Raw genomic sequence first — 26,553 nt, forward strand, 5'->3', positions numbered from 1 at the left:
GCATATCATCATTGGCGCTTGCGACCCTAATTACGATCATGCTCCTTTCATAATTAAACTATTTTAATTAGTTAAAGCATTGATTTCAATAACAGCGGTGTTTAATTTTTTAACTGCTTCGATGTATCTGCTTTGAATTTCGGTACCTTGATTAATAAGCATTACCCATTCCATATAATTAATGTCACCATTGATAAATTTATCATTAGCAGCTTTAGTTACTAAATCAACATTTTTTAAAGCTTGACTCTCGTAATAGGCGATAGTTTCTTTGTGTTTTTTATATTCCTGGACTAATTCCTGATTCTTGCTTTCCAGTTTTAGTTTTTCATTATTTAAATTATTTTCGGCTATTTGCGTATTTATCTCTAAAGCCTTTTTCCTGTTATTTATTGCTGTATTAAATAATGGAAGCGCCACTCCTAATTGTCCGTAAACACCATTATTACTGTCTTGAAATACAGTATTTGTTTTGAAAGTCTGGTAATAAACACCACCAATTAATTCCGGTAATTTTTTAGATTTTTCAAGTGAAACTTCTGCTTTACTGCTATTCACTTCTTGCTCAAATAATTTCACACTGGGTTGATTGCTAATAGCATTTGTATCTGAATTTTTGATGAAATCCATTTTAAATTTATTTGAAACTGGGACAAAGTCTTTATCCGTATTAAGTAAATACTTGAATTGTGATTGAATTATTTTGTAATCACTTTGTAATTCCAAAAGTTGAATTTTTATTTGTCCGGATTGGTTTTCAGCGGTTGCTTTTTCTAATATATTGCTTTCGCCTTTAACAAAACGAAGTGTTGAGATCCGTAAAAAATCAGAATATATACTATCGCTTTTTAGCAACAGCTTTTCCTTTTCTTTTAAATACAACATTTCGTAAAACACGATTGTTACCTGTCTGGTCAATTGCTTTCTTTGCAAAGCTTCGTTCCATTGTCCTTTTTTGGCTTCTTCTATTAAAAGTTGTTTCTGTCTTTTATAAACGGTTGGGAATTTTATGCTTTGCGAAATACCAATTTTCACATCATTTACAGTGCTGTTAAACTGACCATATTCGCTTATAATTCCCGTGTTGGAAATATCATAACCTGTGTTTTCCATTTTTTGCAAGTACTCTGAATTCAGTTTTTCATTTTTAATTTTGATATTGTTTAAAAGAGCTGTTTCAATCGCGCGCTCTATTGAAATTTTTTCCTGAGCATTGGCACTTTGGAAAGAAAAGAACAATCCCAATACCAGGATAGTCGTAATTGATTTTATCTTTTTTGGTTTTAATTTAATTCCTTTTTCAAACATTATATATAAAATTGGTAAAACAAATAGAGTTAAAAATGTTGCAACCAACAGACCTCCGATGACAACAGTTGCCAATGGTTTTTGTACTTCTGCACCAGAACCATTGCTCAATGCCATGGGTAAAAAACCTAATGATGCTACAAATGCAGTCATTAAAACGGGGCGTAATCGTATTCTAGTTCCTTGCAAAACAATCGCTTTTAAATCGGTTTCCCCCGATTTTCGAATGCTGTTGAATTCTGCAATTAACACCAATCCATTCAGAACCGCTACACCAAATAAGGCTATAAAACCAACTCCGGCACTGATACTAAACGGCATTCCTCGCAATGCTAAAAAGAAAATACCTCCAATTGCCGATAGTGGAATTGCCGAATAAATCAACAGTCCTTGTCTTACGGAATTGAACGCAAAATAGAGCAAAATAAATATTAATAGTAATGAAACTGGAACCGCAATCATCAAACGATTTTTGGCTTCGTTTAAGTTTTCAAAAGCACCGCCATACGTAGGATAGTAACCCGCAGGAAATTTTATTTGAGCTTCGACTTTACCTTGCAGTTCTTTTACAATACTTTGTACATCACGGCCTCGTACATTAAATCCAACTACAATTCTACGTTTGGCATCTTCCCTTTGTATTTGATTCGGTCCTTCGATAATTTCAACTTTAGCTAATTGAGATAAAGGAATTTGCAAACCAGTTGCCGTTGGAATTAATAAATTTTGAACATCTGCCAAATCCTGACGTTTTTCGCCTTCTAAGCGAACTACTAAATCAAATCGTTTTTCACCTTCATAAACAACCCCTGTGCTTTGTCCTGCAAATGCGGTATTTACAACTCGATTAATATCCTGAATGTTTAATCCGTATTGTGCAATGGAAGCTCTGTTGTAGTCAATTACTACTTGTGGCATTCCGGTAACGGTTTCTACATAAAGATCTGAAGTTCCTTCAACTGTATTTACAATTTTACCTAATTTATTGGCGTATAACGCCAACGTATCTAAGTTTTCTCCAAATATTTTACAGACCACATCTTGCCTAGCACCAGTCATCAATTCATTAAAACGCATTTGAACCGGATATTGAAAACCAAAGGAAACTCCAGGAACAGCTTCCAATTCCTTGGCCATTTTTGCTGATAATTCGTCAAAAGTTGTGGCAGAAGTCCATTCACTTTTGTTCTTTAAAATGATCATCATATCGCTTGCATCAATTGGCATTGGATCGGTAGGCACTTCGCTACTTCCTGTTTTGCCTACAATTTTCTCCACTTCGGGAAATTTTTCTATTAATATTTTTGCACCTTGTGAAATAGCTGTCATTGAAGTTTGCAAATTACTTCCCGGCAAAACCCTAGTTTCTACTGCAAAATCTCCTTCTTCTAACGAGGGCATAAATTCACCACCCATAAACGAAAGTGTAATCAGCGCTAAAACAAACAATCCTAATGTTACAGCAATAATTGTTTTTGGAATTCCCAATGCTTTGTTCAAAATGGGTTGATAAAAATTTTCTAATTTTTCCATCATTCTATCTGAAAAAGTTTTTTTGTGGGATATTTTTTTATTTAAAAATAGAGCGGTCATCATCGGAACATAAGTCAATGACAATATAAAAGCGCCAAACAGAGCAAATGCAATGGTTTGTGCCATTGGTAAAAACATTTTCCCTTCGATACCGCGCAACGTAAAAATGGGAATGTACACGATCAATATAATCAATTCCCCAAAAACGGAAACATTACGCATTTTTATTGACGTTTTTAGTACGGTGTTGTCCATTTCTTGTTGTGAAATTTGAGCAGTTTTCCTGCTGTGCAAACTAAACAAACACGCTTCAACAATAATAACAGCACCATCTACAATCAATCCAAAATCTAATGCCCCTAAACTCATCAAATTACCGCTCACCCCAAATATGTTCATCAATATGACCGCTATCAACATTGCCAAAGGGATAACTGACGCCACAATTAATCCTGCTCGTATGTTTCCTAAAAAGAAAATAAGAACAAAGAGAACTATTAATGCACCTTCTAATAAATTTTTTTCGACCGTCGAAATAGAATTATTTACCATTTTGGTGCGGTCTAGAAAAGGTTCCAGTATAACACCTTCGGGTAATGTTTTTTCAATTTGTGCAATACGATCCTTAATGTTTTTAATAACCACATTACTGTTGGCTCCTTTTAACATCATTACTACTGCACCCGAAACTTCACCAGATTGAACCTCTTTTTTGTGAAATGTCATTGCTCCGTAACGGATAGCACTACCAATGCGAACTTCAGCTACATCACGAATAAACAAAGGACTACCGCTATTAGTGTTTTTAATAGCAATATCTTTTATGTTTTCGATAGTATTAATTAATCCCTCACTGCGGATGTATAAAACTTTAGGCCCTTTTTCAATGTAAGCACCACCCGTATTTTGATTGTTTTTTTCTAAAGCAGTGAAAACATCTGTAATAGTGATATTATAGGATTGCAATTTATTTGGGTCAACGGCTATTTCAAATTGTTTCAATTTTCCACCAAAACTGCTCACTTCCGCCACACCTTCAACGCTCAATAACTGCCGGCGAACAATCCAATCTTGAATGGTTCTTAACTCCGTGATATCGTATTTTTTTTCATAACCGGGTTTGGTTCGTACCGCATATTGATAAATTTCACCTAGTCCTGTTGTCACCGGTGCAAGAACTGGATCTCCAATACCGGTGGGAATTTGGTCTTTAACAGCACTTAATCGTTCTGTTACTTGCTGTCTTGCCCAGTACACATCGGTTGCATCGTTAAAAACAATGGTAACCACTGATAAACCAAAACGAGAAAAACTACGAATTTCTTTCAGTCCAGGAATATTACTATTGGCTTGTTCTATTGGAAAAGTAATCAGTCGTTCAATATCGGTCGCACCCAGTGATGGTGCTGAAGTAATTACCTGAACTTGATTATCTGTAATATCAGGAACGGCATCAATTGGTAATTTGGTAAATTGATAACTCCCATATCCGATGAGAGCTAAAATAAACAGTCCAATAATGAGTTTGTTTTTGATTGAAAACTCAATAATTTTATTTAGCATAATTTGTTATATTAAGGAATGTTCACTACTTATATTGAATACTGACCTTTTAATTTTATTGTAACTGTAATGGCTGTCTTTTCATTATTTCTGAAAAACCAACCGTGTTTTCCTTCATACGGAGCATAAAAAGTCCCAACCATATTATTGGAATAGGCAAGCGTGTAACTTTCAAAATAAACGTCATTCGTTTCTTTAGCTTGTTTTACTTCCCCGTGAAAATCAAAATAAACGATTCCTTTATTAGTCGTCCATTCGTATTTCATTTTGCCATATTTCAGCATATAAATTTTATATTCAATTCCTTTTCCTGCCGGTACGATTACTTCAACCGTGTCTTCTCTTTCTGCATATTGTTTTTCAGGTGCAGGATTATTTGCTTCGATAGGTCTTTTTACTTCAGGTCCAGAACCTGCTTTTTCCATTTTAATTAATGGGAATGTTTTTCCTGTTATTGTAGCTAATCCATCATCAGCATTCGCTGGTACATAAAGCTTACTGAACCCGAACAGTTTGCCTGTTCCTATTGGATCCATTCCATATTCGGCAGGTAAAACTGCGCTTACTAAAATTAGTACAGAAAGTAGTAACGCGAAGATAACTGCTTTGATAATTTGTTTTTTATTTACTATTTGATGATTTATTTCTGACATTTTTTAATTTTTAAGATGTAAAATAACCCGTTAACTGATATCCTATTAATACAAATCCAGCAGCCATAAGCAGCGTATTTGTTATTGTTGAAAATTTCATAAAGCTGGAATGTCTGCGCCATAAAGTAATCAAGATTAGCACAAAAGTCAATGCTATGAACTGACCTATTTCGACACCAATATTGAATCCAAGCAGATTGGTAAACAATCCTTCTTTTTCAAATTTGAAATCTTGCAATTTGCTGGCAAGCCCGAAACCATGAAATAATCCGAAAATCAAAACAGCTGCTTTTGTATTGGGTTGCCTTCCGAAAAATTTCTTGAAACCACCTAAATTATCAAAACCTTTATACACTATTGACAGTGCGATAATGGCATCAATTAAATACGAATTAATTGATATAGTACTCATAACTCCAAACAATAATGTTGCGCTATGACCAATTGTAAAGAAACTTACATAAAGTAGCACTTCTTTCGGACGATAAAGGAAAAAGATAACGCCAACTAAAAAAAGCAGATGATCGTAACCCGTAAGCATGTGTTTTGCACCAATATAGAGAAATGGGCCAAAAGCAACGCCATCATTTCCTGACAAAAAAGTTTGCGTATTTTCATCTACACCATGAGCAAAAACGCCTGTGATGCCGACAAAAAAAAGTATAACAAGAAATATTATTTTTTTTGAATTCATAATTTTATTTTTCTTTTAAAAACTACTTCTCTCCTGAAATTTTCGCAAGAGAAGCAGCCTGTTAAATTATACTAATGCGTGTGACCATGAGCCGCGTCAACTTTATCTTGCTCCACTTGATTAATACTGTCCGTACGTACTTGATCCGTAGAATCTGTGACCACTTGAACTTGTTCTACTGTTTCAGTAGATTGACTTTCAGTGTTTTCAGTTTCGTTATTTGCTTTGTTGTTGCAAGAAGTTAACATTCCGATTGCGATAGTCGCTACGATTAAAAAATTTTTCATAATTGTAATTTTAATTGGGTTTATAAAGAATAATAAAATTAATGTTGGTGTCCATGATTAATATCTTGTTCAGAAACTTGGCTATTTTTAAATTTGGAAGAGATTGTTTTTCCATTGACAAGTAATGTGATGGTACAATAAGCATATATGCTTGCTTTAGGAACTTGTACAAATAAAGCATTGTTGGTGTCTAAAAAAACTGGATTCGTTGCTTTTGTTTTATTAAAAAATTCAAAAACAGCCAAGCCAGTAATTTTTTTATTTGAAACCGTTTTTCCTTTCGCATTCAGTACGTAAAAACTAATATTGTTTTCTCTTTCGACCCTTTCAATTTTGTAGTCGCCTGAATTTTGTATTATTCCACCGTGCGGCGTTTTGGATTGATTTTCGTTTACTTGTGCATTAGAAATTGTTGTGCCTGCAATAGTTATCAGTATCGCAACTGCAATGGATTTAATTGTTTTCATTTTTGATGTTGTAGTGTTAAGAATAATTGAGCATGTCTTCGACATTACTAAAAAGTCAATTCATAGCGTATGCGACTAAAAAAGGATTCTAGTTATTCAGATGCATTAACTCACTAAAAAACTTATTTTTTAATACAAAATAGTAGTGAAATTGATACAAAGAAACATTCGCTATAAGTATATAGCAAAGTACTTTTTAATACCTAATTAGAAATATTCACAATATTATTAATTAAGCATTGAAAAATTAATTTAACTCAATTTGGGTGGAAGCCAGATGCATGCAAAAACATCGGAATTGTAAAATTCTGGAGGAAACGGGACAGTACTATTTACAGAAATAGTATTTGGTTTGCGAAAGGAAAACTCTGTTTGGTTTTCAAATGCAAGGGCTGTATTAACAGATTGGTTAATAGTCTTAAAAGGTAAACTTTGATGGTTGTCTTTTTCCTGATCAGAATGATGCTGAGTATCATTGTAATGAATTGCTATGAAATCAAGTAATGAAATATTCTGGTTACTGTAATCCTTTTGATGATTTGAAAAGTGTTGTAGTAAGTTAGGTAATTTCAATAATTGCCCCATCTCTGTGTTAGCACACAAAAAAACAAAAAGGAATGATATGGTAATTATTTTCTTCAAGATTGTAAAAGTAATAAATTTTATTGATTACCAATAATTTTAAAAAAAATATTAAGTAAATCTTAACTCACCAAAACTTCTAAGCCAATTTTGATGATGGCGCATCAATTTTTCGGATTTTTAGATTGTGATCTTTTCTGTCAACCAATCAACAGATACTGTTTAATGTGGTATTAAAAACTCAAGCGAAATGATGGAACACCAAGAGCAACATCACATCATTTTTGGATTCTTAAGTTCCATAAAGTATTATGTTTTTTGGTGAACCTGTAACTACTTTTGTGGGTACTACTTTATTTTGAACCGTTAGTTGCTAATAGAATTTTCACTCTATTTTCTCCACTAAATTCATTCCGCATTTGGGACATTTTCCAGGTTTATCCAACGTAACTTCTGGATGCATTGGGCAGTTGTACGTTTTTTGAGTTTCCATTTTTTTTCACTACTACCCGACTAAATAAATTCAAGACAAAGGGCCACTTTTAACAGTAAGCCCTTTTTTTCATAACTTTTGGTTACCAAATCAAAAAAACATTACAGCGGAATGAGCGTAATCAGAAACAACAGCCGAGAAGATACACCGCCCGACGCAATAATAATTGATTTTACAGATTAATCAAAAAAGCCCCGATAAACTAAAATGTTATCGGGGCTTTTTGTCTAGTAAAAAGTTATCAACATGTACAAAAGGCAACTAAACTGGCAACTAGAAATAAAAAACCCTTATAAATCAAACGTTTATAAGGGTTTTTGTGAAGGCAGAAGGATTCGAACCTTCGACCGCCTGCTTAGAAGGCAGGTGCTCTATCCAGCTGAGCTATGCCTCCATTGCTCATGTAAAAACTAGTCGGGGTGGCAGGATTCGAACCTGCGGCCTCCTGCTCCCAAAGCAGGCGCGATAACCGAGCTACGCTACACCCCGAAAAAAATATAAAGCGGAGGGACAGGGACTCGAACCCTGGCACCGATTGCTCGATGACAGTTTAGCAAACTGCTCCATTACCACTCTGGCACCCCTCCAAGCTCAAAGAAACGTGTCTTGTTTTGCGGTTGCAAATTTAACACATCTTTACGTTCCTCACAACTATTTAGACCTTTTTTTTAAATATTTTTTATCCTAATTCTAAAAAGACTTCACAATCAAACATATAGAATATAAATAAATTTTTAAAAGAGATTATCCCAACATCAAAATACGAAATTGTTTAAAAAAGATTAAATTTGCTACATAAACCAACATTATATAAATCATGAACAAAAGAGTTGTTATCGTTTCTGCCGTTAGAACACCTATCGGTAGTTTTATGGGAGGATTATCTACAGTTACCGCTCCTAGATTAGGTGCTGTGGCTATAAAAGGAGCTTTGGACAAAATAAAATTGGATCCAAATTTAATTGATGAAGTATTTATGGGTAATGTAGTTCAAGCTGGTGTAGGACAAGCTCCTGCTCGCCAAGCTGCACTATATGCTGGTTTACCTAATTCTGTTGCTTGTACTACAGTCAACAAAGTATGTGCCTCTGGAATGAAAGCTGTAATGCTAGGTACTCAAGCCATTTTATGTGGTGATGCTGAAATTGTTGTTGCGGGTGGAATGGAAAACATGAGTTTAATTCCTCACTATATGAATTTGAGAACAGGAACTAAATTTGGTCCAGCAACATTTATTGATGGTTTACAAAAAGATGGACTTGTTGATGCTTACGACAACAACGCAATGGGCGTTTGTGCGGACTTATGTGCTGCTGAATATAATTTTACCCGAGAAGACCAAGACAACGCCGCAATTCAATCCTACGAGCGAAGTGCAAAAGCTTGGGAGACCGGAAAATTTGATAATGAAATTGTCTCTGTAGCCGTTCCTCAAAGAAAAGGAGATCCTATTATAATTTCTAAAGACGAAGAGTTTTCTAATGTAAAATTAGACAAAATACCTTCATTAAATCCTGTTTTCACAAAAGACGGTACAGTTACCGCAGCAAACGCTTCTACAATAAACGATGGAGCAGCAGCTGTGATATTAATGAGCGAAGAAAAAGCAATCTCTTTAGGATTGAAACCTCTGGCGTATATAAAAGGGTATGCAGATGCCGCACAAGAACCAAAATGGTTTACAACAAGTCCATCAAAAGCAATTCCTAAAGCATTAGAAAAAGCAGGAATAGCCATTACTGATGTTGATTATTTTGAATTCAATGAAGCTTTTGCTGTAGTTGGCCTAGCCAATGCCAAAATTTTAGGACTAGAGAGCAGCACGATTAATGTGAATGGTGGTGCTGTATCATTAGGACATCCTTTAGGTTGCTCCGGAGTAAGAATTATTGTTACTTTGATCAACGTATTAGAACAAAATAATGGTAAAATTGGAGCTGCTGCAATCTGTAATGGTGGTGGTGGTGCTTCAGCAATTGTTATTGAAAGAGCTTAAAATAATTATAAATTAGGAGTTGTATATTAAAAACATATAACTCCTAATTCTAAACTCATAAATTACCCTAAATGTTCGGAATTTGTAATCTAGCAATGATACCACTTCGGTTTGAACCCAGTGATAAAAGCGAAATTGTTTCTCAAATTTTATTTGGAGAACATTTTGAAATTTTAGAGCAAATGAAACAATGGTCTCGCATCAAAGTACAGTACGACGAGTATGAAGGCTGGATCGATTCTAAACAATTACAGTTGATTTCAGAATCAAATTTTAATCAATTATCCGCAGAAACGATCATATTGAATTCCGATTTAATTGAATATATCACTACTCCAGATAATCAATTAATTCCTATTCCGCTCGGATCCTCGGTTTCATTTATAAATAACAGTGAGATAAACATTTCGAATTTTGAGTTTGATGGAACAAAAACAAGTGGCAAAAAAACAAAAGAGCATTTGATAAAAACTGCCTTTATGTATTTAAACGCTCCTTATCTTTGGGGAGGGAAAACTCCTTTTGGAATTGATTGTTCAGGATTTACTCAAATGGTGTATAAACTGAACGGATATAAATTGCTTCGTGATGCCTCTCAACAATCAAAACAAGGGGAAGCTTTAAGTTTTATAGAAGAAAGTGAACCAGGAGATCTCGCTTTTTTTGATAACGAAGAAGGCAACATAATCCATGTAGGAATAATTATGGATGATAATTACATCATTCATGCCAGTGGAAAAGTACGAATTGACAGGCTTGATCATTTAGGAATATTTAATGCCGAAACCAATAAGCATACACACAAATTAAGAGTCATTAAAAAAATCATATAAAAAAAACCTCTCTCAAAACAGTAATTCGAGAGAGGTTATTTTTAAATTTAAAAATCTAGCATTAATTCTTTGCCTTCAATGCCTTGTATTCAGCTGTCATTTCTAAAGCGCTATATACGCCTAAAAGTGTTTTTGAAACATCCTCATTTTTAGGATCTAGTTCAACTGCTTTTGCAAGAAAAGGAATTGTAGCTTTGAATAAATTTTCTCTTTTCTTTTTCAATTCATCATAGCGCTTCATATCCTTAGTAGAAGTTCCTAATTTATTCATTTCATCGATAATTACCTTTTCATCCTCTAACTTCATGGCCGCTAAATTGATGTAAGCATTAATGTATTTAGGATTAATTTCAATAACTTTTAAATAGTACTTTTCAGCGTCTACCTGATTTTTTGCATTAGCACTAAGAACTCCTAAATTAAAAACTAAATCAGCATCATTAGGATTTTTCTCTAATACTTGAGCGATCAGCTTTTTATACATTTCAAAATCTTTTGTTTCTAAATAAAGATTTGCTTCTGTCAAAACCAATGAAGTATCTTCCGGATTTGCTTGTCTTGCATCCGATATTGCTTTTTTAGCCTCTTCAATTTTTCCGTTTTGCACTAAAATTAAAGCTATGTTTTTATAGATCTCTCCTCTTTTAGAAGGAATAGCTTCTGTTCTTGGTTTTTCGTGAGTCCCTATTTTCACTACTCTGTCTCTTTCCGGAGCCGTTGTAAAAAGATCTTCTTCATTAGTGATTTTATTCACCGCAAAAAAACTGGTTCCTTTTCCAGAATAATTTAAGTTTTTCAAATCATCATACAACTTAAGTGCTGTGTCATATTCTGCTGCATTCACATAAGTAGAGGCCGCATAATACAAATTGATAGTGTCTTTTTTATCTAATAAATATGCATCATACAGTTTTTTTGCACTATTTGAATGCTTATTGATTTTTGAATCCGCTATGGCAGCATTAATCAATTTATATTTAATTTCTGTAATTGAAGCTGCAGCTTCTGTAGAAAATTTCAATTTACCGGAAACTTTTTCAGCATCAATTAAATCTTGATATGCTTTTGCCGCAAGCGAAAGATTAGCATCTGCATCCACTTTTTTATTGGCTAAATCCAATAAAGCTTTTCCTTTTACAAAGAAAAATTGTGCTTTCTCCGCCTCTTTAGCATTAGCGATGAGAGATTCGGCTTCCATCAAAATGGTTACTGCTTCTTGAGATTTACCCCCTTTTAATGCTTTTTCAGCGGCTTTAATTTGATCTTTTTGAGCAAAAGTGGCTACTGAAATCACTAACGCTGATGCTAGTACTACATATTTACTTTTCATGGTATTCGATTTTGTTTAATAGTTCTTTTTTAATCTACACTTATTTAATTTCAAAACTTCCAATCCAATTGGATTGGAAGTTTTGAAACCAGTTATTAGTATTCATACTAAGCTTCGTCATCTGAATCGTCTTCGTCTTCAGTGTCTTCGTCTTCACTTTCAGAATCGTCCTCTTCATCCTCCTCTTCAGCTACACCATCCTCTTCAAGAACTTCAAGAACAGGTTTTACTCTTTCGATAGCTTCCGACTCAATAATATTTCCGTCTTCATCAACAACTACTTCCGCCACATCGTCTTTCATTACTTTAGTGACTGCAGCTATGGAATCGTTTCCTTTTATATTGATCAGTTTTACACCTTGCGTAGCACGTCCCATTACTCTCAAATCCTCTACAGCCATTCTGATAGTCAATCCAGATTTATTAATAATCATTAAATCATCCGCATCAGTAACGGCATTAATAGAAATCAGCTTCCCAGTTTTCTCCGTAATATTCAAGGTTTTTACTCCTTTACCCCCACGATTTGTAATTCTGTATTCGTCAAGGCTTGACCGTTTTCCATAACCGTTTTCAGCAACTACTAATATTTCGCTGCTCATATCGTTTACAGTGACCATGCCAATTACTTCATCCGTATCATCCTTAAGTGTAATTCCGCGAACTCCTGAAGCTGTTCTTCCCATTGGACGGGTTTTAGTTTCTTCAAAACGAACTAATTTACCAGATTTCACAGCTAAAATAATTTGGCTTTGCCCGTTCGTTAATTTTGCTTCTAATAACTCATCCCCTTCTTTAATGGTAATTGCAGCAACTCCATTCACTCTGGGTTTAGAATATTTCTCTAAAGATGTTTTCTTAACCTGCCCTTTTTTAGTCACCATAATAAGGTTGTGACTTTTGATGTAATCTTGATCTTTTAAATCCTGAGTACAAATAAATGCTTTTACTTTATCGTCGCTTTCTATATTTACCAAGTTTTGGATTGCTCTTCCTTTGGCCGTTTTACTTCCTTCTGGTATTTCGTAAACACGCATCCAGAAACATTTCCCTTTTTGGGTAAAGAACATCATATATTGGTGATTCGTAGCCACAAACATGTGCTCTAAGAAATCCTGATCCCGTGTTCCTGCACTTTTTTGTCCAACTCCGCCTCTGTTTTGAGTTTTGTATTCCGTAAGATTTGTACGTTTAATATATCCTGCATGTGAAATCGTGATAACTACATTTTCATCGGCAATTAAATCTTCAATACTTACATCTCCTCCTGAATATTCAATTACAGAACGGCGTTCATCTCCATATTTATCACGAATTTCAGTTAGTTCTTCTTTAATCAAGGCTATTCTTAAGTTTACATCTGCTAATAAAGCTTTTAGATGCTCGATTAACTTCATGATTTCATCGTATTCTGTTCTTAACTTATCTTGTTCAAGACCTGTTAATTGACGCAAACGCATTTCAACAATGGCTCGAGATTGAATATCGGATAAATTGAATCTTTCGATTAATTTTTCTCTTGCTTCTTCGGTGCTTTTTGAAGCTTTAATTAAAGCAATTACTTCGTCAATATTATCCGAAGCGATAATCAAACCTTCTAAAATATGGGCTCTTGCTTCTGCTTTTTTCAATTCAAATTGCGTTCTGCGAGTCACTACATCATGACGGTGCTCTATAAAATAATGAATCAGATCTTTCAGATTCAACATTTGCGGACGCCCTTTTACAATGGCAATATTGTTTACACTGAAAGAAGACTGTAATTGTGTAAACTTATAAAGTGTATTCAAAACTACGTTTGGCGTAGCATCTCGTTTCAAGATATAAACGATACGCATCCCGTTTCTATCCGATTCATCTCGGATATTCGCAATTCCATCAATTTTTTTATCGTTAACCAAATCAGCCGTACGCTTAATCATATCGGCCTTGTTAACTTGATAAGGAATTTCGGTAACGATAATACATTCTCTTCCGTCCACTTCTTCAAAACCTACTTTGGCACGCATTACAATACGTCCTCTACCTGTTTTGAATGCTTCACGAACGCCTTCATATCCATATATAACACCTCCTGTAGGAAAATCCGGGGCTTTGATATGCGTCATCAACTCATCAATCTCAATATCGCTATTGTCCATGAAAGCCAATGTCCCATTTATCACCTCAGTCAAGTTATGAGGGGGCATATTAGTGGCCATACCCACTGCAATTCCTGTTGCCCCATTTATTAATAAGGTAGGAACACGCGTTGGCATAACTGTTGGCTCCTCCAGCGTATCGTCAAAATTTAATTTAAAATCAACAGTTTCTTTATCTATATCCGCCAAGATTTCTTCTGAAATTTTACGCATTCTAGCCTCTGTATAACGCATTGCTGCAGGACTATCGCCATCTACTGACCCAAAATTACCCTGGCCATCAATCAATAAGTAACGCATACTCCATTCTTGTGCCATACGAACCATTGCATCATAAACTGAGGTATCACCGTGTGGGTGATACTTACCAAGAACTTCCCCAACAATTCTTGCGGACTTTTTGTGGGCAGATCTAGAATTTACACCCAAATCATGCATTCCAAATAGGACTCTTCGATGTACTGGTTTCAAGCCATCTCTAACATCTGGAAGTGCTCTTGATACAATTACCGACATCGAGTAATCGATGTAGGCCGTTTTCATTTCATCTTCAATGTTAATAGGAATTAACTTTTCTCCTTCAGACATAAGTTGTTATATTAAAAAATTATATTAGTTTCAAAACGTGCCAATATACATCTTTTTGAAATTTTTAAACCTATTTTAAAACACTAATTTCAATGATTTATTAACAAATAAAACTTCGCTTTTAGTTGATAATTTAAGGTAAATTTAACTTTAATATCTTGATAATTTTTGTCACTTAGCTGACACGACTTCATATAGGAATGGTTTTTGTTTTTCTATCACTAATTCACTAAATTTACGATATCAAATATATATTATGGATGATAATTTTTCACCAAGAGTAAAAGACGTTATTACTTACAGCAAAGAAGAAGCTTTGCGACTAGGACATGACTTTATAGGAACAGAACACTTAATGCTGGGAATTCTAAGAGACGGTAACGGAAAAGCAATTCAAATATTGAATAACCTTGACGTCGATTTAGACCATTTACGCAGAAAAGTAGAGATCTTAAGCCCCGCAAGTCCTAGTGTAGAAGTAAATGTTGAGAAGAAAAACCTGCACCTGACACGCCAGGCAGAACGGGCTTTGAAAACCACTTTTCTAGAAGCTAAGGTTTTTCAGAGTTCCTCTATCAGCACCGCACATTTATTGTTATGCATATTAAGAAATGAAAATGATCCAACAACCAAGCTATTGAATAAACTGAAAATTGATTATGATATAGCTAAAGAACAATATCTAAACATGACTCCAAACGAAGAAGAATTTATAGAGAAATTGCCAAGAAACGAATCGTATAATGACGATTCAGGACAAGATGACAGTCTAAAAGAAGGCACCTTTAACAATCCAGCCAACAAATCCAATAAAAAATCGAAAACCCCTGTTTTAGATAATTTTGGAAGGGATTTAACAGAAATGGCCGAAGAAGGAAAACTGGATCCTGTTGTAGGGCGTGAAAAAGAAATCGAACGCGTTTCGCAAATTTTGAGTCGTAGAAAAAAGAACAATCCATTACTAATAGGAGAACCAGGTGTGGGAAAATCAGCCATTGCCGAAGGTCTAGCGTTGCGAATTATTCAGAAAAAAGTATCACGTACTTTATTCAACAAACGTGTTGTTACCTTGGATTTAGCCAGTCTTGTTGCCGGAACAAAATACCGTGGGCAGTTTGAAGAGCGTATGAAAGCAGTGATGAATGAATTGGAAAAAAATGATGATATCATTCTTTTTATAGATGAAATTCACACCATTGTAGGTGCTGGTGGTGCAACTGGATCTCTGGATGCATCCAATATGTTTAAACCGGCATTAGCGCGCGGTGAGATTCAATGTATTGGCGCTACAACATTAGACGAATACAGACAATACATAGAAAAAGATGGTGCATTAGAGAGACGTTTTCAAAAGATAATTGTAGAACCTACATCCGTCACTGAAACGATTACAATTTTGAATAACATCAAAAATAAATATGAAGACCACCATAATGTTACTTATACACAAGAAGCTATTGAAGCTTGTGTAAAATTAACTGACAGGTACATGTCTGAGCGCTTCTTACCGGACAAAGCCATCGATGCTTTAGATGAAGCAGGCTCCAGAGTTCATATTACCAATATTGAAGTTCCAAAACAAATTTTAGATTTAGAGCGTCAATTAGAAGATGTTCGAGAACTGAAGAATGTTGTGGTAAAAAAACAAAAATATGAAGAGGCCGCTAAACTTCGTGATGACGAAAAACGTATTGAAAAAGATTTAGCTATTGCACAGGAGCAATGGGAAGAAGATTCAAAAAACAACAGAATAGAAGTTACGGAAGACAATGTAGCCGATGTTGTATCGATGATGACCGGAATACCTGTGAACCGAATAGCACAAACCGAAAGCAATAAATTGGCTAAATTACCAGAACTTATTGAAGGAAAAGTTATTGGACAAAGAGAGGCCGTCATGAAGATTGCACGTTCGATACAACGAAATCGCGCCGGGTTAAAAGACCCAAATCGACCTATTGGATCCTTTATCTTTCTAGGACAAACCGGTGTTGGTAAAACACAACTTGCTAAAGTATTGGCTAAAGAGTTATTCGACTCTGAAGATGCTTTGGTACGCATTGACATGAGTGAATACATGGAGAAATTTGCTATCTCTCGTTTAGTTGGTGCACCTCCGGGATATGTAGGGTATGAAGAAGGCGGTCAACTGACTGAAAAAGTGCGAAGAAAACCCTATTGTGTGGTCTTATTGGATGAGATCGAAAAAGCGCATCCTGATGTTTTCAATATGTTATTACAAGTGCTGGATGACGGATATTTAACGGATAGTTTAGGCCGAAAAATTGATTTCAAAAATACCATAATAATCATGACTTCGAATGTTGGTGCCAGACAATTAAAAGATTTTGGACAAGGAGTCGGTTTTGGAACTGCTGCCAAAGTAGCGCAGGCTGATGATAATTCAAAAAGTATTATTGAAAACGCCTTAAAGAAAACTTTTGCTCCTGAATTCCTTAATAGAATTGATGATGTAATTGTATTCAATGCTTTAGAAAAACATGATATTGATTTAATTATCGAAATCGAATTAAAAAAATTATTCGCCCGTGTTGCCGAATTAGGGTATCAATTGAGTCTTTCTGACAAAGCAAAAGCATTTATAGCTGAGAAAGGTTTCGACAGGCAATTTGGCGCAAGACCACTAAAAAGAGCCATTCAGAAATATGTTGAAGATACCCTTGCAGAAGAAATTATCACTTCGAAAATAACAACCGGAGATGAAATCTTCATGGATATCGAAGAAGGGGCACAAGAATTAACGGTTCAGGTTCATAAAGCCGGCGAAGCCACAAATCCTTAAATAATTCCTTTGAATCTTAACCATAACCCGTTACGTTTTTATAACGTAACGGGTTTTTTCTTTATGATAAAATACACTTTTTTTGAAAACAAATATTTACATTTGGTTTTTATAACATTGATCCATTAAAATTACTTTATGTCTGAAAACAAAGTTATCCTAGGTAGTGAAGAATGGTGCTCATTCCCTGAAATAGGGATTCCAACCATTAAAGCACGTGTTGATTCCGGTGCTAAAACATCTGCGCTACACGCTATAAATATTGCTCCATTTATTAAAGACGAAAGCAATTGGGTGAAATTTGACATTAACCCAATCCAAAATAATTTAAAAACAATAATTCATTGTGAAGCGCCTTTAATTGATAAACGCATCGTTAAAAGTTCAAGTGGCTTTAGAGAACAACGCTATGTAATTCAAACAAATCTACAAATAGGAAGTTCAAAATGGCCTATTGAGATGACATTGACCAATCGAGATTCCATGGGTTTCAGAATGCTTTTAGGCCGTGAAGCCATGAGCGGAAGAGTATTGGTTGATCCGGAGCAAAAATATCTTTTAGGACAACCCACACCCGACAGTCTAAAAGAATTGTATAAAAATTCCGAGAAAGCAAGTTCCGGATTACGCATCGGACTTTTGGCCAGTAATCCTGAATTGTACAGCAACAAGCGTATAATGGAGGCTGGCGAAATGCGTGGTCACGAAATGCACTTTCTGAACATCAAGGAATGTTATATGAAACTGGATGCAAAAACGCCAGAAATTCATTATCGTGGCGGTAAGATACTAAATCAATTTGATGCCATTATACCCAGAATCAGACCTAGCATTACATTTTACGGTTGCGCTTTGACCAGACAATTTGAAGCATTAAAAGTATATTGCTTAAATTCATCGAATGCTATTACGCAATCACGAGATAAATTATACTCTTTGCAATTACTATTGAATCATGGGGTTGAAATTCCTACCACTGGTTTTGCTAATTCCCCTTTGGATACGGATGATTTGATAAAAATGGTGGGCGGTTCTCCACTAATCGTGAAATTACTAGAAGGAACACAAGGAAAAGGAGTCGTGTTGGCAGAAACAAAAAAAGCCGCAGAAAGTGTCATAAATGCTTTCAAAAGCTTAAATGCCAACATATTAGTTCAAGAATTCATCAAAGAAGCCAATGGAAAAGACATTCGTTGTTTTGTAATTGATGGAAAAGTAGTGGCTGCTATTCAGCGTGAAGCAATGCCGGGCGAATTCAGGGCTAACATTCATCTTGGAGGAACAGCATCTATTATAAAAGTAACCGCTGAAGAAAAACGTATTGCCATCAAAGCAACCAAAGCAATGGACCTCAAAGTGGCAGGTGTAGACATTATTCGTTCCGCTAAAGGCCCGTTGTTATTAGAAGTAAATTCATCGCCAGGACTAGAAGGAATTGAAGGAGCTACCAATAAAGATATTGCCGGCGAAATGATCAAAGCAATCGAGAAAAATTTTAAAATAAAATAGCAGTCAGTAGCCGTTTACAGTCTATTGAAAACTTTTAAAATTACTTTAAAACTAAAAAAATGAACGAATATCTTGATATAATTCTTCGAAGTATTTTCGTTTATTTTTTTATGGTTATTGCCTTGAGACTTTTTGGCAAGAAAGAATTGTCTCAACTAAACACTGCTGATGTAATATTAATTCTGCTAATCAGTAACTCTGTTCAAAATGCAATGGTAGGAAACGACACCAGTTTATCGGGAGGTTTAGCTGCGGCAACTGTATTGTTTACCATCAATTTTATTTTAAAAAAATTGATGTTTAAGTACCCAAGATTCAGTGATTTCATGCAAGAAAAACCAGAAATCCTTATACACAACGGCAATTTGGATTTTAAGACTCTTAGCAAATTAAACATCACTTCTGATGAATTAAAAGAAGCCATGCATGAACATGGAGTCGAATATTTTAAAGATGTAAAATTAGCAATCCTAGAAATAGACGGAAATATTAGCATTATATCCGGAGATGCTAATTTAAAACAGACCCATTACAAACGAAGACGCATTCATAAAAATTTGAGTGGAATAAATTAGACATAAAAAACTCAATATATATTCACGAAATTTATTTTCTTGAAATAAAGTGCTGTTAAAAAATTAAACACACCTATAAAATCACAAAATTTGACCTTAACGCCTTTTAATAAAAAACATATTTAACGAAAGAAAGACAAGATCTTCTGTTTTAAACAAATATATTTTTGGAGCATAAAAAAACCATTCTCAGTAAGAATGGTTTTTTATTATGATTTTTCTTTTAGTATTAAATAAAAATACTAAAAATATAGTAAATGATTGCTGCTAATATTGCTGAAATTGGAATGGTTAAAACCCAAGCCCATAATAAACTTACGGTCATTCCCCATCGCACGGCTGAAACTCTTTTAGTAAGTCCAACTCCAATTATAGATCCAGTAATTGTATGCGTTGTACTTACGGGCACTTTAAAATGCTCTGTAAAATATAAGGTCAGTGCCCCGGCAGTTTCTGCGGCAACACCTTCAAAAGAGGTCACTTTTGTTATTTTAGAACCCATTGTTTTCACGATCTTCCAACCGCCGCTTAAAGTCCCTGCTGCAATAGCAGAATAACAGGCAAGTGGAATCCAAGTTGGCATTTTAAAGGCTCCTTCGTCATTAGGAAGCACCACATCTAACCAAGCTGGAAGCGATTCCTGAGCAACACCACTGGTGTGAATATAAACCGCAACCGCTGCTGCAATAATACCCATTACTTTTTGGGAGTCATTCCCTCCATGCCCTAAACTAAAGGCTGCTGAAGACAGTAATTGCATTTTTTTTAACCAGGCCGTAGCTTGATTTAAATTTAAACTACTAAATATCAAACAGAAGGCGCTTATGGACAGAACGATGAATGCCACTAAAAACCATTTGATATTATGGGATTCAAACGCAACACTCCAAAAAGTAGACGATGGAAAACGAGGGTCTTTAATCTGGTCGTAATAGATCATTTGACTTTCTACAAACCAGATGGTCAAAATCATTAAAGAAGCTGTAAATATTTTAGGATAAATACTTTTTTTAGAGGCATTTAGCAACCAAATTGATATTAAATAAGACATTAAAGCGCCTAACAAAGGTGCCAATATAATAAATGCAATGATGATCAAAACACCCGAAGGCATTCCTCCATCTTTTCCAACATTGTACCAAGAAACTACTCCAAATCCGGCATGAGCGATAGCTGCTCCGGCAAAACCACCAATTAAGGTATGTGAAGAACTAGAAGGAATTCCTTGCCACCAAGTGAATAAATTCCAAATGATAGCGGCGATTACACCCGCTAAAATAACGACTAAATTAATATCCATCGTATTGGCTGTTTTTGCCACAGTATCTGCAACACCAAAACCAAAAACCCAATACGCCAAAAAGTTAAAAAAAGCGGCCCAAACAACTGCTTGAAAAGGAGTTAATACTTTTGTGGCAACAACGGTTGCTATAGCATTGGCAGCATCATGAAAACCATTAATGTAATCAAAAATTAAAGCCAGGACTATAATAACTATAAGTAGAGTAAATTCCATAATTATAATTTCAGAATAAAACGAATGAATTAAGAATGTTTTACAGAAATGGATTCTAAAACACTCGCTACACTTTTACATTTATCAGTAGCCGTCTCTAAAACTGACAATACTTCTTTGTACTTGATAATGTTTTTTGCATCCGTTTCATTTTCGAATAAATCAAGAACTGCTTTATCATAAACATTATCTGATTTATTTTCTAATTTGTTAATTCTGACGCAGGCATCCGTGATGTTCTTCATATTTTTTAAATCTCTCAATTCTCTTACCGCTACATCAATATTTTGACATGCTTCAAGATTGATTTCAGTCAATTTTCTAATGGATTTCGTGATTTTATCAACTTGATACAATTTCATCCTGCTCGCTGCACCATGAAGATTATCCGCTACATTATCAATTGAAGTGATTAGAGAGTGTATGTCCTCTCTGTCAAATGGAGTAATAAAATTTCTACTCAACTCTAAACTTGTTTGACGTGTTATATCCTCTCCTTTTTGTTCTAATGCATCAATTTTTCGAAAAAGATCCTCACGCTCCTTTAATGGAAGGTTTACAGCTTCGTGCAAATTTGTAGCAATTTCAATTAAATTACTTGATGCTTGTTCAAAAAGCGGAAAAAACTTTTTGTCTTTAGGAACCAAAAATTGGAAAAAATTATTTATGTTCATTTCATTAAAATTTAGTCCGGCAAAATTAATTCATTATTAATTGTTAATGTTAAGCTATTGTTAACAAATCATTTTCTATTTGAAAACTGTTCAAAAAAGAAACCGTCTTTTCAATATCATAATGCAAAATTCGATCTTCTTTAATCAAAGGAACTTCTTCACGATAGGCCTGTAAAAACATTTCAATAAAATCACTTGACAGCATTGGCCGTCTGTATTCAATGGCTTGCGAAGCATTCATCAATTCTATTGCTAAAATGCGTTCCAGATTATCCAAAACCCGCAATGCTTTAGTAGCAGCATTTGCCCCCATGCTCACATGATCTTCCTGCCCGTTGCTGGAAACAATACTATCTACACTGGCGGGAGTTGCTAGTTGTTTATTTTGGCTGGCAATACTGGCAGCTGTATACTGAGGAATCATCAAACCAGAATTCAAACCGGGATTATCTACTAAAAATGCCGGAAGATTTCTAGTTCCGGAGATCAATTGATACGTTCTTCGTTCAGAAATACTTCCCAACTCAGCCAAAGCGATTGCCATAAAATCTAAGGCTAAAGCCAAAGGTTGTCCGTGAAAATTACCTCCGGAAATGATTTGGTCACTTTCAATAAAAATATTAGGATTATCAGTAACGGAATTGATTTCAGTCTTGAACACTTTTTTTACATAATCAATTGCATCTTTTGAAGCCCCATGCACTTGTGGCATACATCGGAACGAATATGGATCTTGGACATGATTTTTTTCCTGTTCGATAATTTCGCTCCCTTCCAAAAATCCTTTTATGCGGTTAGCAGTTACAATTTGCCCTTTGTGAGGCCTTATAAAATGGATCAATTCATTAAAAGGTTCTATTCTTCCATCAAATCCTTCAAGTGAAATAGCACCTATTAAATCTGCTAAATAAGAAAATTTGCTGACTTTCATTAAGATATGTACTCCATAAGCACTCATAAATTGTGTTCCGTTCAATAAGGCCAATCCTTCCTTAGACTGCAGTACTATTGGCTCCCAGCCAAAATGTTTTAGAACTTCGCTGGAATGCACTTTCTTACCTTCAAAATACACATCACCTTCACCTAATAAAGGCAATGATAAATGCGCCAAAGGAGCCAAATCTCCCGAAGCGCCAAGCGATCCTTGGGTATAAATTACCGGAAGAATATCATTGTTATAAAAGGCAATCAATCGTTCCACTGTTTGTAATTGAATGCCGGAATGACCATAACTCAACGATTGAATTTTTAGCAACAACATCAGTTTCACAATCTGAGTTGGCACTTCCTCTCCCGTTCCGCAGGAATGCGATTTGACTAAATTTTCCTGAAGTTTTGATAAATTTTCATTCGAAATCTTAACATTACAAAGCGACCCAAAACCTGTATTTATACCGTAAATGGGATCCGAATGTGAAGCCATTTTTTTATCTAGATAATCGCGACATTTTTGAATATTTATTTTTGCTTCATCGGACAAAGCCAATGATTTATGATGTGAGACAATTTCCTCTAGCGTTTCCAGGCTAAGTAACTCAGTACTAATGTAATGCGTATTATCCATTTTGATAGTGTTTAAAAGGTAAAATTGAATAAATCTTTATAAATACACAACATTTATTGCTAATAATTTACATTTCATAACCCGTTGGGTTCAATTAATTTTTGATGATAATTTTCGTCAGTTCGAGTGATCCCGCTTTTGGGCGGGATTATATCGAGAACTAGAAAATTAGTATTAAAAACGGTTCTCGATACATTTTTTGTTCCGTTTTTACTACACAAAAAAACACTCGAACTGACGTTTTGAATAATTACACCCAACGGGTATTTTATAGTTAAACAAAAACCAAATAATAGCTTTCAGATAACGATAACTATATGACTTTAACAGATCAAATTTTGATTGTTCCTTTCCTTTTCCTTAGAACATTAAAGCACTAATTCATAAAAACACAAACCCATTAACCTGCTTGGAATGCAAATTAAGGAGAATTAAATTCTTTAAGCACTACAAAAAACAGAACTTCAGCTGCACACAATTTTTATAAAATTTAGAGATTTATACGAATAGTTTTATCTGAGACTTGATATATAACACAATATTTCATAATCCGCAAATAGCTTCTCCTATATTAAAATATTCGCAAAAACACTGTCAAACGCTTTGTTTTTTATAAAAAACTGTACTTTTGAAAGATCAAAATGGAAAACAACAAAGCTACATATCACGCTTCGATAACAACTCAAATCAGGGTTAGCACTGCTGTTACGTTTACTACAACAACTACAACTACCCCCTTGGGGTAAATTTTCAACATATAATCCTATTTATCATATTTTTTTCACAAGAAAGAAAGACCTTGAGTGTATAACAAACATTACATTTTTCAAAAAAAACAACACACACCATTAGATCTCCTGCAGGCAATTAATCCTGAAAATGGCGACTCCCCATTACATTAAAAACAAATAACTTGCTATGAAAGTATTAAAATTTGGCGGAACTTCGGTTGCCAATGCACAAAATATAAAACTGGTTTTAGCTATCGTTAGCGATAAAGCAAAAGAAGAAAAATTAATCGTTGTGGTTTCTGCTTTCAGTAAAGTTACTGATTTGCTTCAAATTGCCTCCCAAAAAGCGGCCGCTGGAGACGAAAATTTCAAAGTTATCCTTGCCGATATAGAAAAAAAACACTTAGATACCTTAAAAGAACTTATACCAGTAAGCGAACAAAGCAGTCTTTTGAGCCATATCAAAAGAATCATCAATCACCTGGAAACCTTATTGGATGGATGTTACCTTTTAGGCGAATTATCTCCCAGAACTTCAGATACTATTTTGAGTTTTGGTGAATTACTGTCCTCGTATATCATTGCTGAAGCATTAAAACAAAACCTAAAAAACAGCTGTTATAAAGACAGCCGAGAATTAATAAAAACCAATAACCATTTTGGAAAAGCAATTGTTAATTTTGATGCTTCCAATGAATTAATTGTTGCTTTTTTTACTTCGAATGAAAGTCAGGTAGTAGTTATGCCCGGATTTATTGCTGCCTCTTTAGACGGAATCAATACTACTTTAGGGCGCGGTGGATCTGATTATACAGGCGCTATTCTTGCAGGCGCTCTTGATGCAACTGACTTGGAGATTTGGACTGACGTCAACGGAATGTATACTGCAAATCCAAAAATTGTAAAACAAGCACAACCTATAGCTTACATTTCTTACCAAGAAGCCATGGAGTTGTCACATTTTGGTGCCAAAGTCTTATATCCGCCAACAATTCAACCGGTATTAAGAAAGAATATCCCAATTCTGATCAAAAACACTTTTGAACCTAAGGCTGAAGGAACCTATATTTCAAATCAGGTTTTTGCGCAATCCAATCCTGTAAAAGGAATCACACATATTGATGCTATTACCTTAATTACGCTTGAAGGCTCAGGAATGATTGGTGTTTCCGGTTCATCCAAAAGACTTTTTGAAGTATTATCCAATAAAAATATCAACGTAATTTTCATCACTCAAGCCTCCTCAGAGCACTCGATTTGTATTGGAATTCTAAATTCGGATGCCTATGTGGCGCAAGAGGCCATCAACAAAGCTTTTGAAGTGGAAATTTTACAAAATAAAATAGATCCATGCATTGTTGAAAATAACCTTTGCATCATTGCTTTGGTAGGCGAAAACATGAAAAACCACCAAGGATTGAGCGGTCGAATGTTCAGTACTTTGGGTAAAAACAACGTCAACATCCGAGCGATTGCTCAAGGTGCTTCCGAAAGAAATATTTCGGCAGTAATCAACGAAAGAGATGTGAAAAAAGCATTGAATTCATTGCACGAAAACTTTTTTGAAGAAAATACCAAACAGTTAAACCTATTTGTAATGGGCGTTGGAAATGTGGGGGAGAAATTCATCGAACAAATTCACCAACAAAAGAAATTCCTAAAAGAGAAGCTCAAGATAAACCTGCGCGTCATTGCGTTGTCAAATTCCCGAAAAATGCATTTTGATGAAGACGGAATCTCCTTAAAAGAATGGAAATTTGCTTTAGAAACTGGAGAACCTGCGGATAAAGAACAGTTTATTGCAAATGTAAAAGAGCTCAATTTACGCAATAGTATTTTTGTGGATATCACGGCAAATGAAAGTGTGTCTAAAACCTACGAACAGTATTTAAAAAGAAATATTGCCGTAGTAACCTGCAACAAAATTGCCTGCGCCTCCGAATACGACAATTATAAAAAACTGAAAAAATTATCCAGACAGTTCAATGCGCCTTTCCTATTTGAAACCAATGTGGGAGCTGGATTACCAATCATTGATACGGTAAAAAATCTCGTTGCCTCCGGCGATAAAGTCAATAAAATCCAAGCCGTTTTATCTGGAAGTTTGAACTTTATTTTTAATAATTTTGATGAAAATAACACTTTTCATGATGTTGTTAAAGAAGCTGGTGTACAAGGATTTACAGAACCTGACCCGAAGATTGATTTGAGCGGAATTGACGTTGCCAGAAAGATATTGATTCTGATACGAGAAAGCGGTTACAAAATGGAAATCGATGAAATCACAAACGAATCGTTCCTGCCAGCAGAATGTTTGAATACGACTTCAAATGAAGCATTTTTTGAATCTTTACAGACACATGCCGCTCATTTTGAAACTATTTATAAAGAAGCGTTAAGCAAAGAATCTCGTTTGAAATACGTAGCGCAATTCGAAAACGGGAAAGCAAATGTTGGGTTGCGATTCATTCCTAAAGACCATCCCTTTTACAATTTGGAAGGAAAGGACAACATCGTATTATTCTTCACAGATCGTTACGTAGACCAACCTTTATTAATAAAAGGTGCCGGTGCTGGAGCTGCAGTTACCGCATCAGGAATATTTGCAGATGTAATTAGAATAGGAAACGTATAAATTAGTCGTAAAGTCAAATGTCGTAAAGTCTGAAAGTTAGCCACTTGATTTTATGTTCATTCCTAAGACTTTACCACT

General features: G+C 34.9%; 17 protein-coding genes and 3 tRNA genes. 6 read left to right on the plus strand and 14 right to left on the minus strand.

Annotation, left to right across the window (positions count from 1 at the left end):
* Positions 1–63: 63 nt before the first annotated feature.
* The 9 genes from EKL96_RS11505 to EKL96_RS11545 form a co-directional block, all read right to left on the minus strand.
* Positions 64–4,404: a CusA/CzcA family heavy metal efflux RND transporter gene (locus EKL96_RS11505; RefSeq protein WP_126462422.1), complete on the minus strand. Its 4,341-nt coding sequence runs from the start codon at positions 4,402–4,404 to the stop codon at positions 64–66.
* A gap of 29 nt (positions 4,405–4,433) precedes the next feature.
* A complete protein-coding gene (locus tag EKL96_RS11510; RefSeq protein ID WP_126462425.1) occupies positions 4,434–5,057 on the minus strand; it encodes a hypothetical protein in 624 nt (207 codons plus the stop codon).
* A gap of 10 nt (positions 5,058–5,067) precedes the next feature.
* Complete coding sequence (locus EKL96_RS11515) at positions 5,068–5,751, minus strand: HupE/UreJ family protein (RefSeq protein WP_126462428.1); 684 nt, start codon at positions 5,749–5,751, stop codon at positions 5,068–5,070.
* A gap of 71 nt (positions 5,752–5,822) precedes the next feature.
* The gene (locus tag EKL96_RS11520; RefSeq protein WP_126462431.1) at positions 5,823–6,038 is read right to left on the minus strand and encodes a hypothetical protein; all 216 of its coding nucleotides are present in this window, start codon (positions 6,036–6,038) and stop codon (positions 5,823–5,825) included.
* Between the two features lie 38 nt (positions 6,039–6,076).
* Positions 6,077–6,505 carry a hypothetical protein gene (locus EKL96_RS11525; RefSeq protein WP_126462434.1) on the minus strand — a complete coding sequence of 143 codons (429 nt, stop codon included), beginning with the start codon at positions 6,503–6,505 and terminating at the stop codon, positions 6,077–6,079.
* A 967-nt stretch (positions 6,506–7,472) separates the two neighbouring features.
* Positions 7,473–7,580 carry a heavy metal-binding domain-containing protein gene (locus EKL96_RS14595; protein WP_255416379.1) on the minus strand — a complete coding sequence of 36 codons (108 nt, stop codon included), beginning with the start codon at positions 7,578–7,580 and terminating at the stop codon, positions 7,473–7,475.
* Between the two features lie 320 nt (positions 7,581–7,900).
* Positions 7,901–7,974, minus strand: a tRNA-Arg gene (locus EKL96_RS11535).
* A 20-nt stretch (positions 7,975–7,994) separates the two neighbouring features.
* A tRNA-Pro gene (locus tag EKL96_RS11540) sits at positions 7,995–8,069 on the minus strand.
* Positions 8,070–8,083: 14 nt separating this feature from the next.
* A tRNA-Ser gene (locus tag EKL96_RS11545) sits at positions 8,084–8,167 on the minus strand.
* Positions 8,168–8,397: 230 nt separating this feature from the next.
* On the opposite strand from EKL96_RS11545, the gene EKL96_RS11550 reads away from it, so the two are divergent.
* Both EKL96_RS11550 and EKL96_RS11555 read left to right on the plus strand, forming a co-directional pair.
* Positions 8,398–9,576 (plus strand): acetyl-CoA C-acyltransferase, encoded by a 1,179-nt coding sequence (locus tag EKL96_RS11550; protein WP_126462440.1) that lies wholly within the window; start codon positions 8,398–8,400, stop codon positions 9,574–9,576.
* A 71-nt stretch (positions 9,577–9,647) separates the two neighbouring features.
* Entirely contained in the window at positions 9,648–10,409 is a 762-nt protein-coding gene (locus EKL96_RS11555; protein WP_126456224.1) for a C40 family peptidase, read from the plus strand.
* Between the two features lie 61 nt (positions 10,410–10,470).
* Here the strand turns inward: EKL96_RS11555 and EKL96_RS11560 are convergent, their stop codons facing one another.
* Positions 10,471–11,739: a tetratricopeptide repeat protein gene (locus EKL96_RS11560; RefSeq protein ID WP_126462443.1), complete on the minus strand. Its 1,269-nt coding sequence runs from the start codon at positions 11,737–11,739 to the stop codon at positions 10,471–10,473.
* A 107-nt stretch (positions 11,740–11,846) separates the two neighbouring features.
* Entirely contained in the window at positions 11,847–14,468 is a 2,622-nt protein-coding gene (gene gyrA, locus EKL96_RS11565) for a DNA gyrase subunit A (protein WP_126462446.1), read from the minus strand.
* A 256-nt stretch (positions 14,469–14,724) separates the two neighbouring features.
* Here gyrA and EKL96_RS11570 point away from each other — a divergent pair, with 256 nt between their 5' ends.
* From EKL96_RS11570 to EKL96_RS11580, 3 genes are all read left to right on the plus strand, one after another.
* Positions 14,725–17,271 (plus strand): ATP-dependent Clp protease ATP-binding subunit, encoded by a 2,547-nt coding sequence (locus EKL96_RS11570; RefSeq protein ID WP_126462449.1) that lies wholly within the window; start codon positions 14,725–14,727, stop codon positions 17,269–17,271.
* 138 nt (positions 17,272–17,409) lie between these two features.
* The gene (gene rimK / locus EKL96_RS11575; RefSeq protein WP_126462452.1) at positions 17,410–18,780 is read left to right on the plus strand and encodes a 30S ribosomal protein S6--L-glutamate ligase; all 1,371 of its coding nucleotides are present in this window, start codon (positions 17,410–17,412) and stop codon (positions 18,778–18,780) included.
* A gap of 59 nt (positions 18,781–18,839) precedes the next feature.
* Positions 18,840–19,355, plus strand: coding sequence for a DUF421 domain-containing protein (locus EKL96_RS11580; RefSeq protein WP_126462455.1), 516 nt, complete (start codon positions 18,840–18,842; stop codon positions 19,353–19,355).
* Between the two features lie 229 nt (positions 19,356–19,584).
* Here the strand turns inward: EKL96_RS11580 and EKL96_RS11585 are convergent, their stop codons facing one another.
* From EKL96_RS11585 to hutH, 3 genes are read right to left on the minus strand one after another with little or no spacing between them, the layout of a single operon-like run.
* On the minus strand, positions 19,585–20,871 hold the full coding sequence (locus EKL96_RS11585) for an inorganic phosphate transporter (protein ID WP_126462458.1): 1,287 nt from the start codon (positions 20,869–20,871) through the stop codon (positions 19,585–19,587).
* Positions 20,872–20,900: 29 nt separating this feature from the next.
* Positions 20,901–21,545 (minus strand): DUF47 domain-containing protein, encoded by a 645-nt coding sequence (locus EKL96_RS11590; RefSeq protein ID WP_126462461.1) that lies wholly within the window; start codon positions 21,543–21,545, stop codon positions 20,901–20,903.
* Between the two features lie 49 nt (positions 21,546–21,594).
* Positions 21,595–23,109, minus strand: a complete 1,515-nt coding sequence (gene hutH, locus EKL96_RS11595; RefSeq protein WP_126462464.1) for a histidine ammonia-lyase — start codon at positions 23,107–23,109, stop codon at positions 21,595–21,597.
* 918 nt (positions 23,110–24,027) lie between these two features.
* Here hutH and thrA point away from each other — a divergent pair.
* Positions 24,028–26,475, plus strand: a complete 2,448-nt coding sequence (gene thrA, locus EKL96_RS11600; RefSeq protein ID WP_126462467.1) for a bifunctional aspartate kinase/homoserine dehydrogenase I — start codon at positions 24,028–24,030, stop codon at positions 26,473–26,475.
* Positions 26,476–26,553 lie beyond the last annotated feature (78 nt).

This window comes from Flavobacterium sp. LS1R10 (genome assembly GCF_003968825.1).
GTDB lineage: Bacteria > Bacteroidota > Bacteroidia > Flavobacteriales > Flavobacteriaceae > Flavobacterium.

Coding starts and splice junctions, on each gene's coding strand:
- EKL96_RS11580 (WP_126462455.1), top strand. CDS start 18,840: ATGAACGAATATCTTGATATAATTCTTCGAAGTATTTTCGTTTATTTT.
- EKL96_RS11510 (WP_126462425.1), bottom strand. CDS start 5,057: ATGTCAGAAATAAATCATCAAATAGTAAATAAAAAACAAATTATCAAA.
- EKL96_RS11570 (WP_126462449.1), top strand. CDS start 14,725: ATGGATGATAATTTTTCACCAAGAGTAAAAGACGTTATTACTTACAGC.
- EKL96_RS11515 (WP_126462428.1), bottom strand. CDS start 5,751: ATGAATTCAAAAAAAATAATATTTCTTGTTATACTTTTTTTTGTCGGC.
- EKL96_RS14595 (WP_255416379.1), bottom strand. CDS start 7,580: ATGGAAACTCAAAAAACGTACAACTGCCCAATGCATCCAGAAGTTACG.
- EKL96_RS11525 (WP_126462434.1), bottom strand. CDS start 6,505: ATGAAAACAATTAAATCCATTGCAGTTGCGATACTGATAACTATTGCA.
- rimK (WP_126462452.1), top strand. CDS start 17,410: ATGTCTGAAAACAAAGTTATCCTAGGTAGTGAAGAATGGTGCTCATTC.
- EKL96_RS11520 (WP_126462431.1), bottom strand. CDS start 6,038: ATGAAAAATTTTTTAATCGTAGCGACTATCGCAATCGGAATGTTAACT.
- EKL96_RS11555 (WP_126456224.1), top strand. CDS start 9,648: ATGTTCGGAATTTGTAATCTAGCAATGATACCACTTCGGTTTGAACCC.
- hutH (WP_126462464.1), bottom strand. CDS start 23,109: ATGGATAATACGCATTACATTAGTACTGAGTTACTTAGCCTGGAAACG.
- thrA (WP_126462467.1), top strand. CDS start 24,028: ATGAAAGTATTAAAATTTGGCGGAACTTCGGTTGCCAATGCACAAAAT.
- EKL96_RS11550 (WP_126462440.1), top strand. CDS start 8,398: ATGAACAAAAGAGTTGTTATCGTTTCTGCCGTTAGAACACCTATCGGT.
- EKL96_RS11590 (WP_126462461.1), bottom strand. CDS start 21,545: ATGAACATAAATAATTTTTTCCAATTTTTGGTTCCTAAAGACAAAAAG.
- EKL96_RS11585 (WP_126462458.1), bottom strand. CDS start 20,871: ATGGAATTTACTCTACTTATAGTTATTATAGTCCTGGCTTTAATTTTT.
- gyrA (WP_126462446.1), bottom strand. CDS start 14,468: ATGTCTGAAGGAGAAAAGTTAATTCCTATTAACATTGAAGATGAAATG.
- EKL96_RS11505 (WP_126462422.1), bottom strand. CDS start 4,404: ATGCTAAATAAAATTATTGAGTTTTCAATCAAAAACAAACTCATTATT.
- EKL96_RS11560 (WP_126462443.1), bottom strand. CDS start 11,739: ATGAAAAGTAAATATGTAGTACTAGCATCAGCGTTAGTGATTTCAGTA.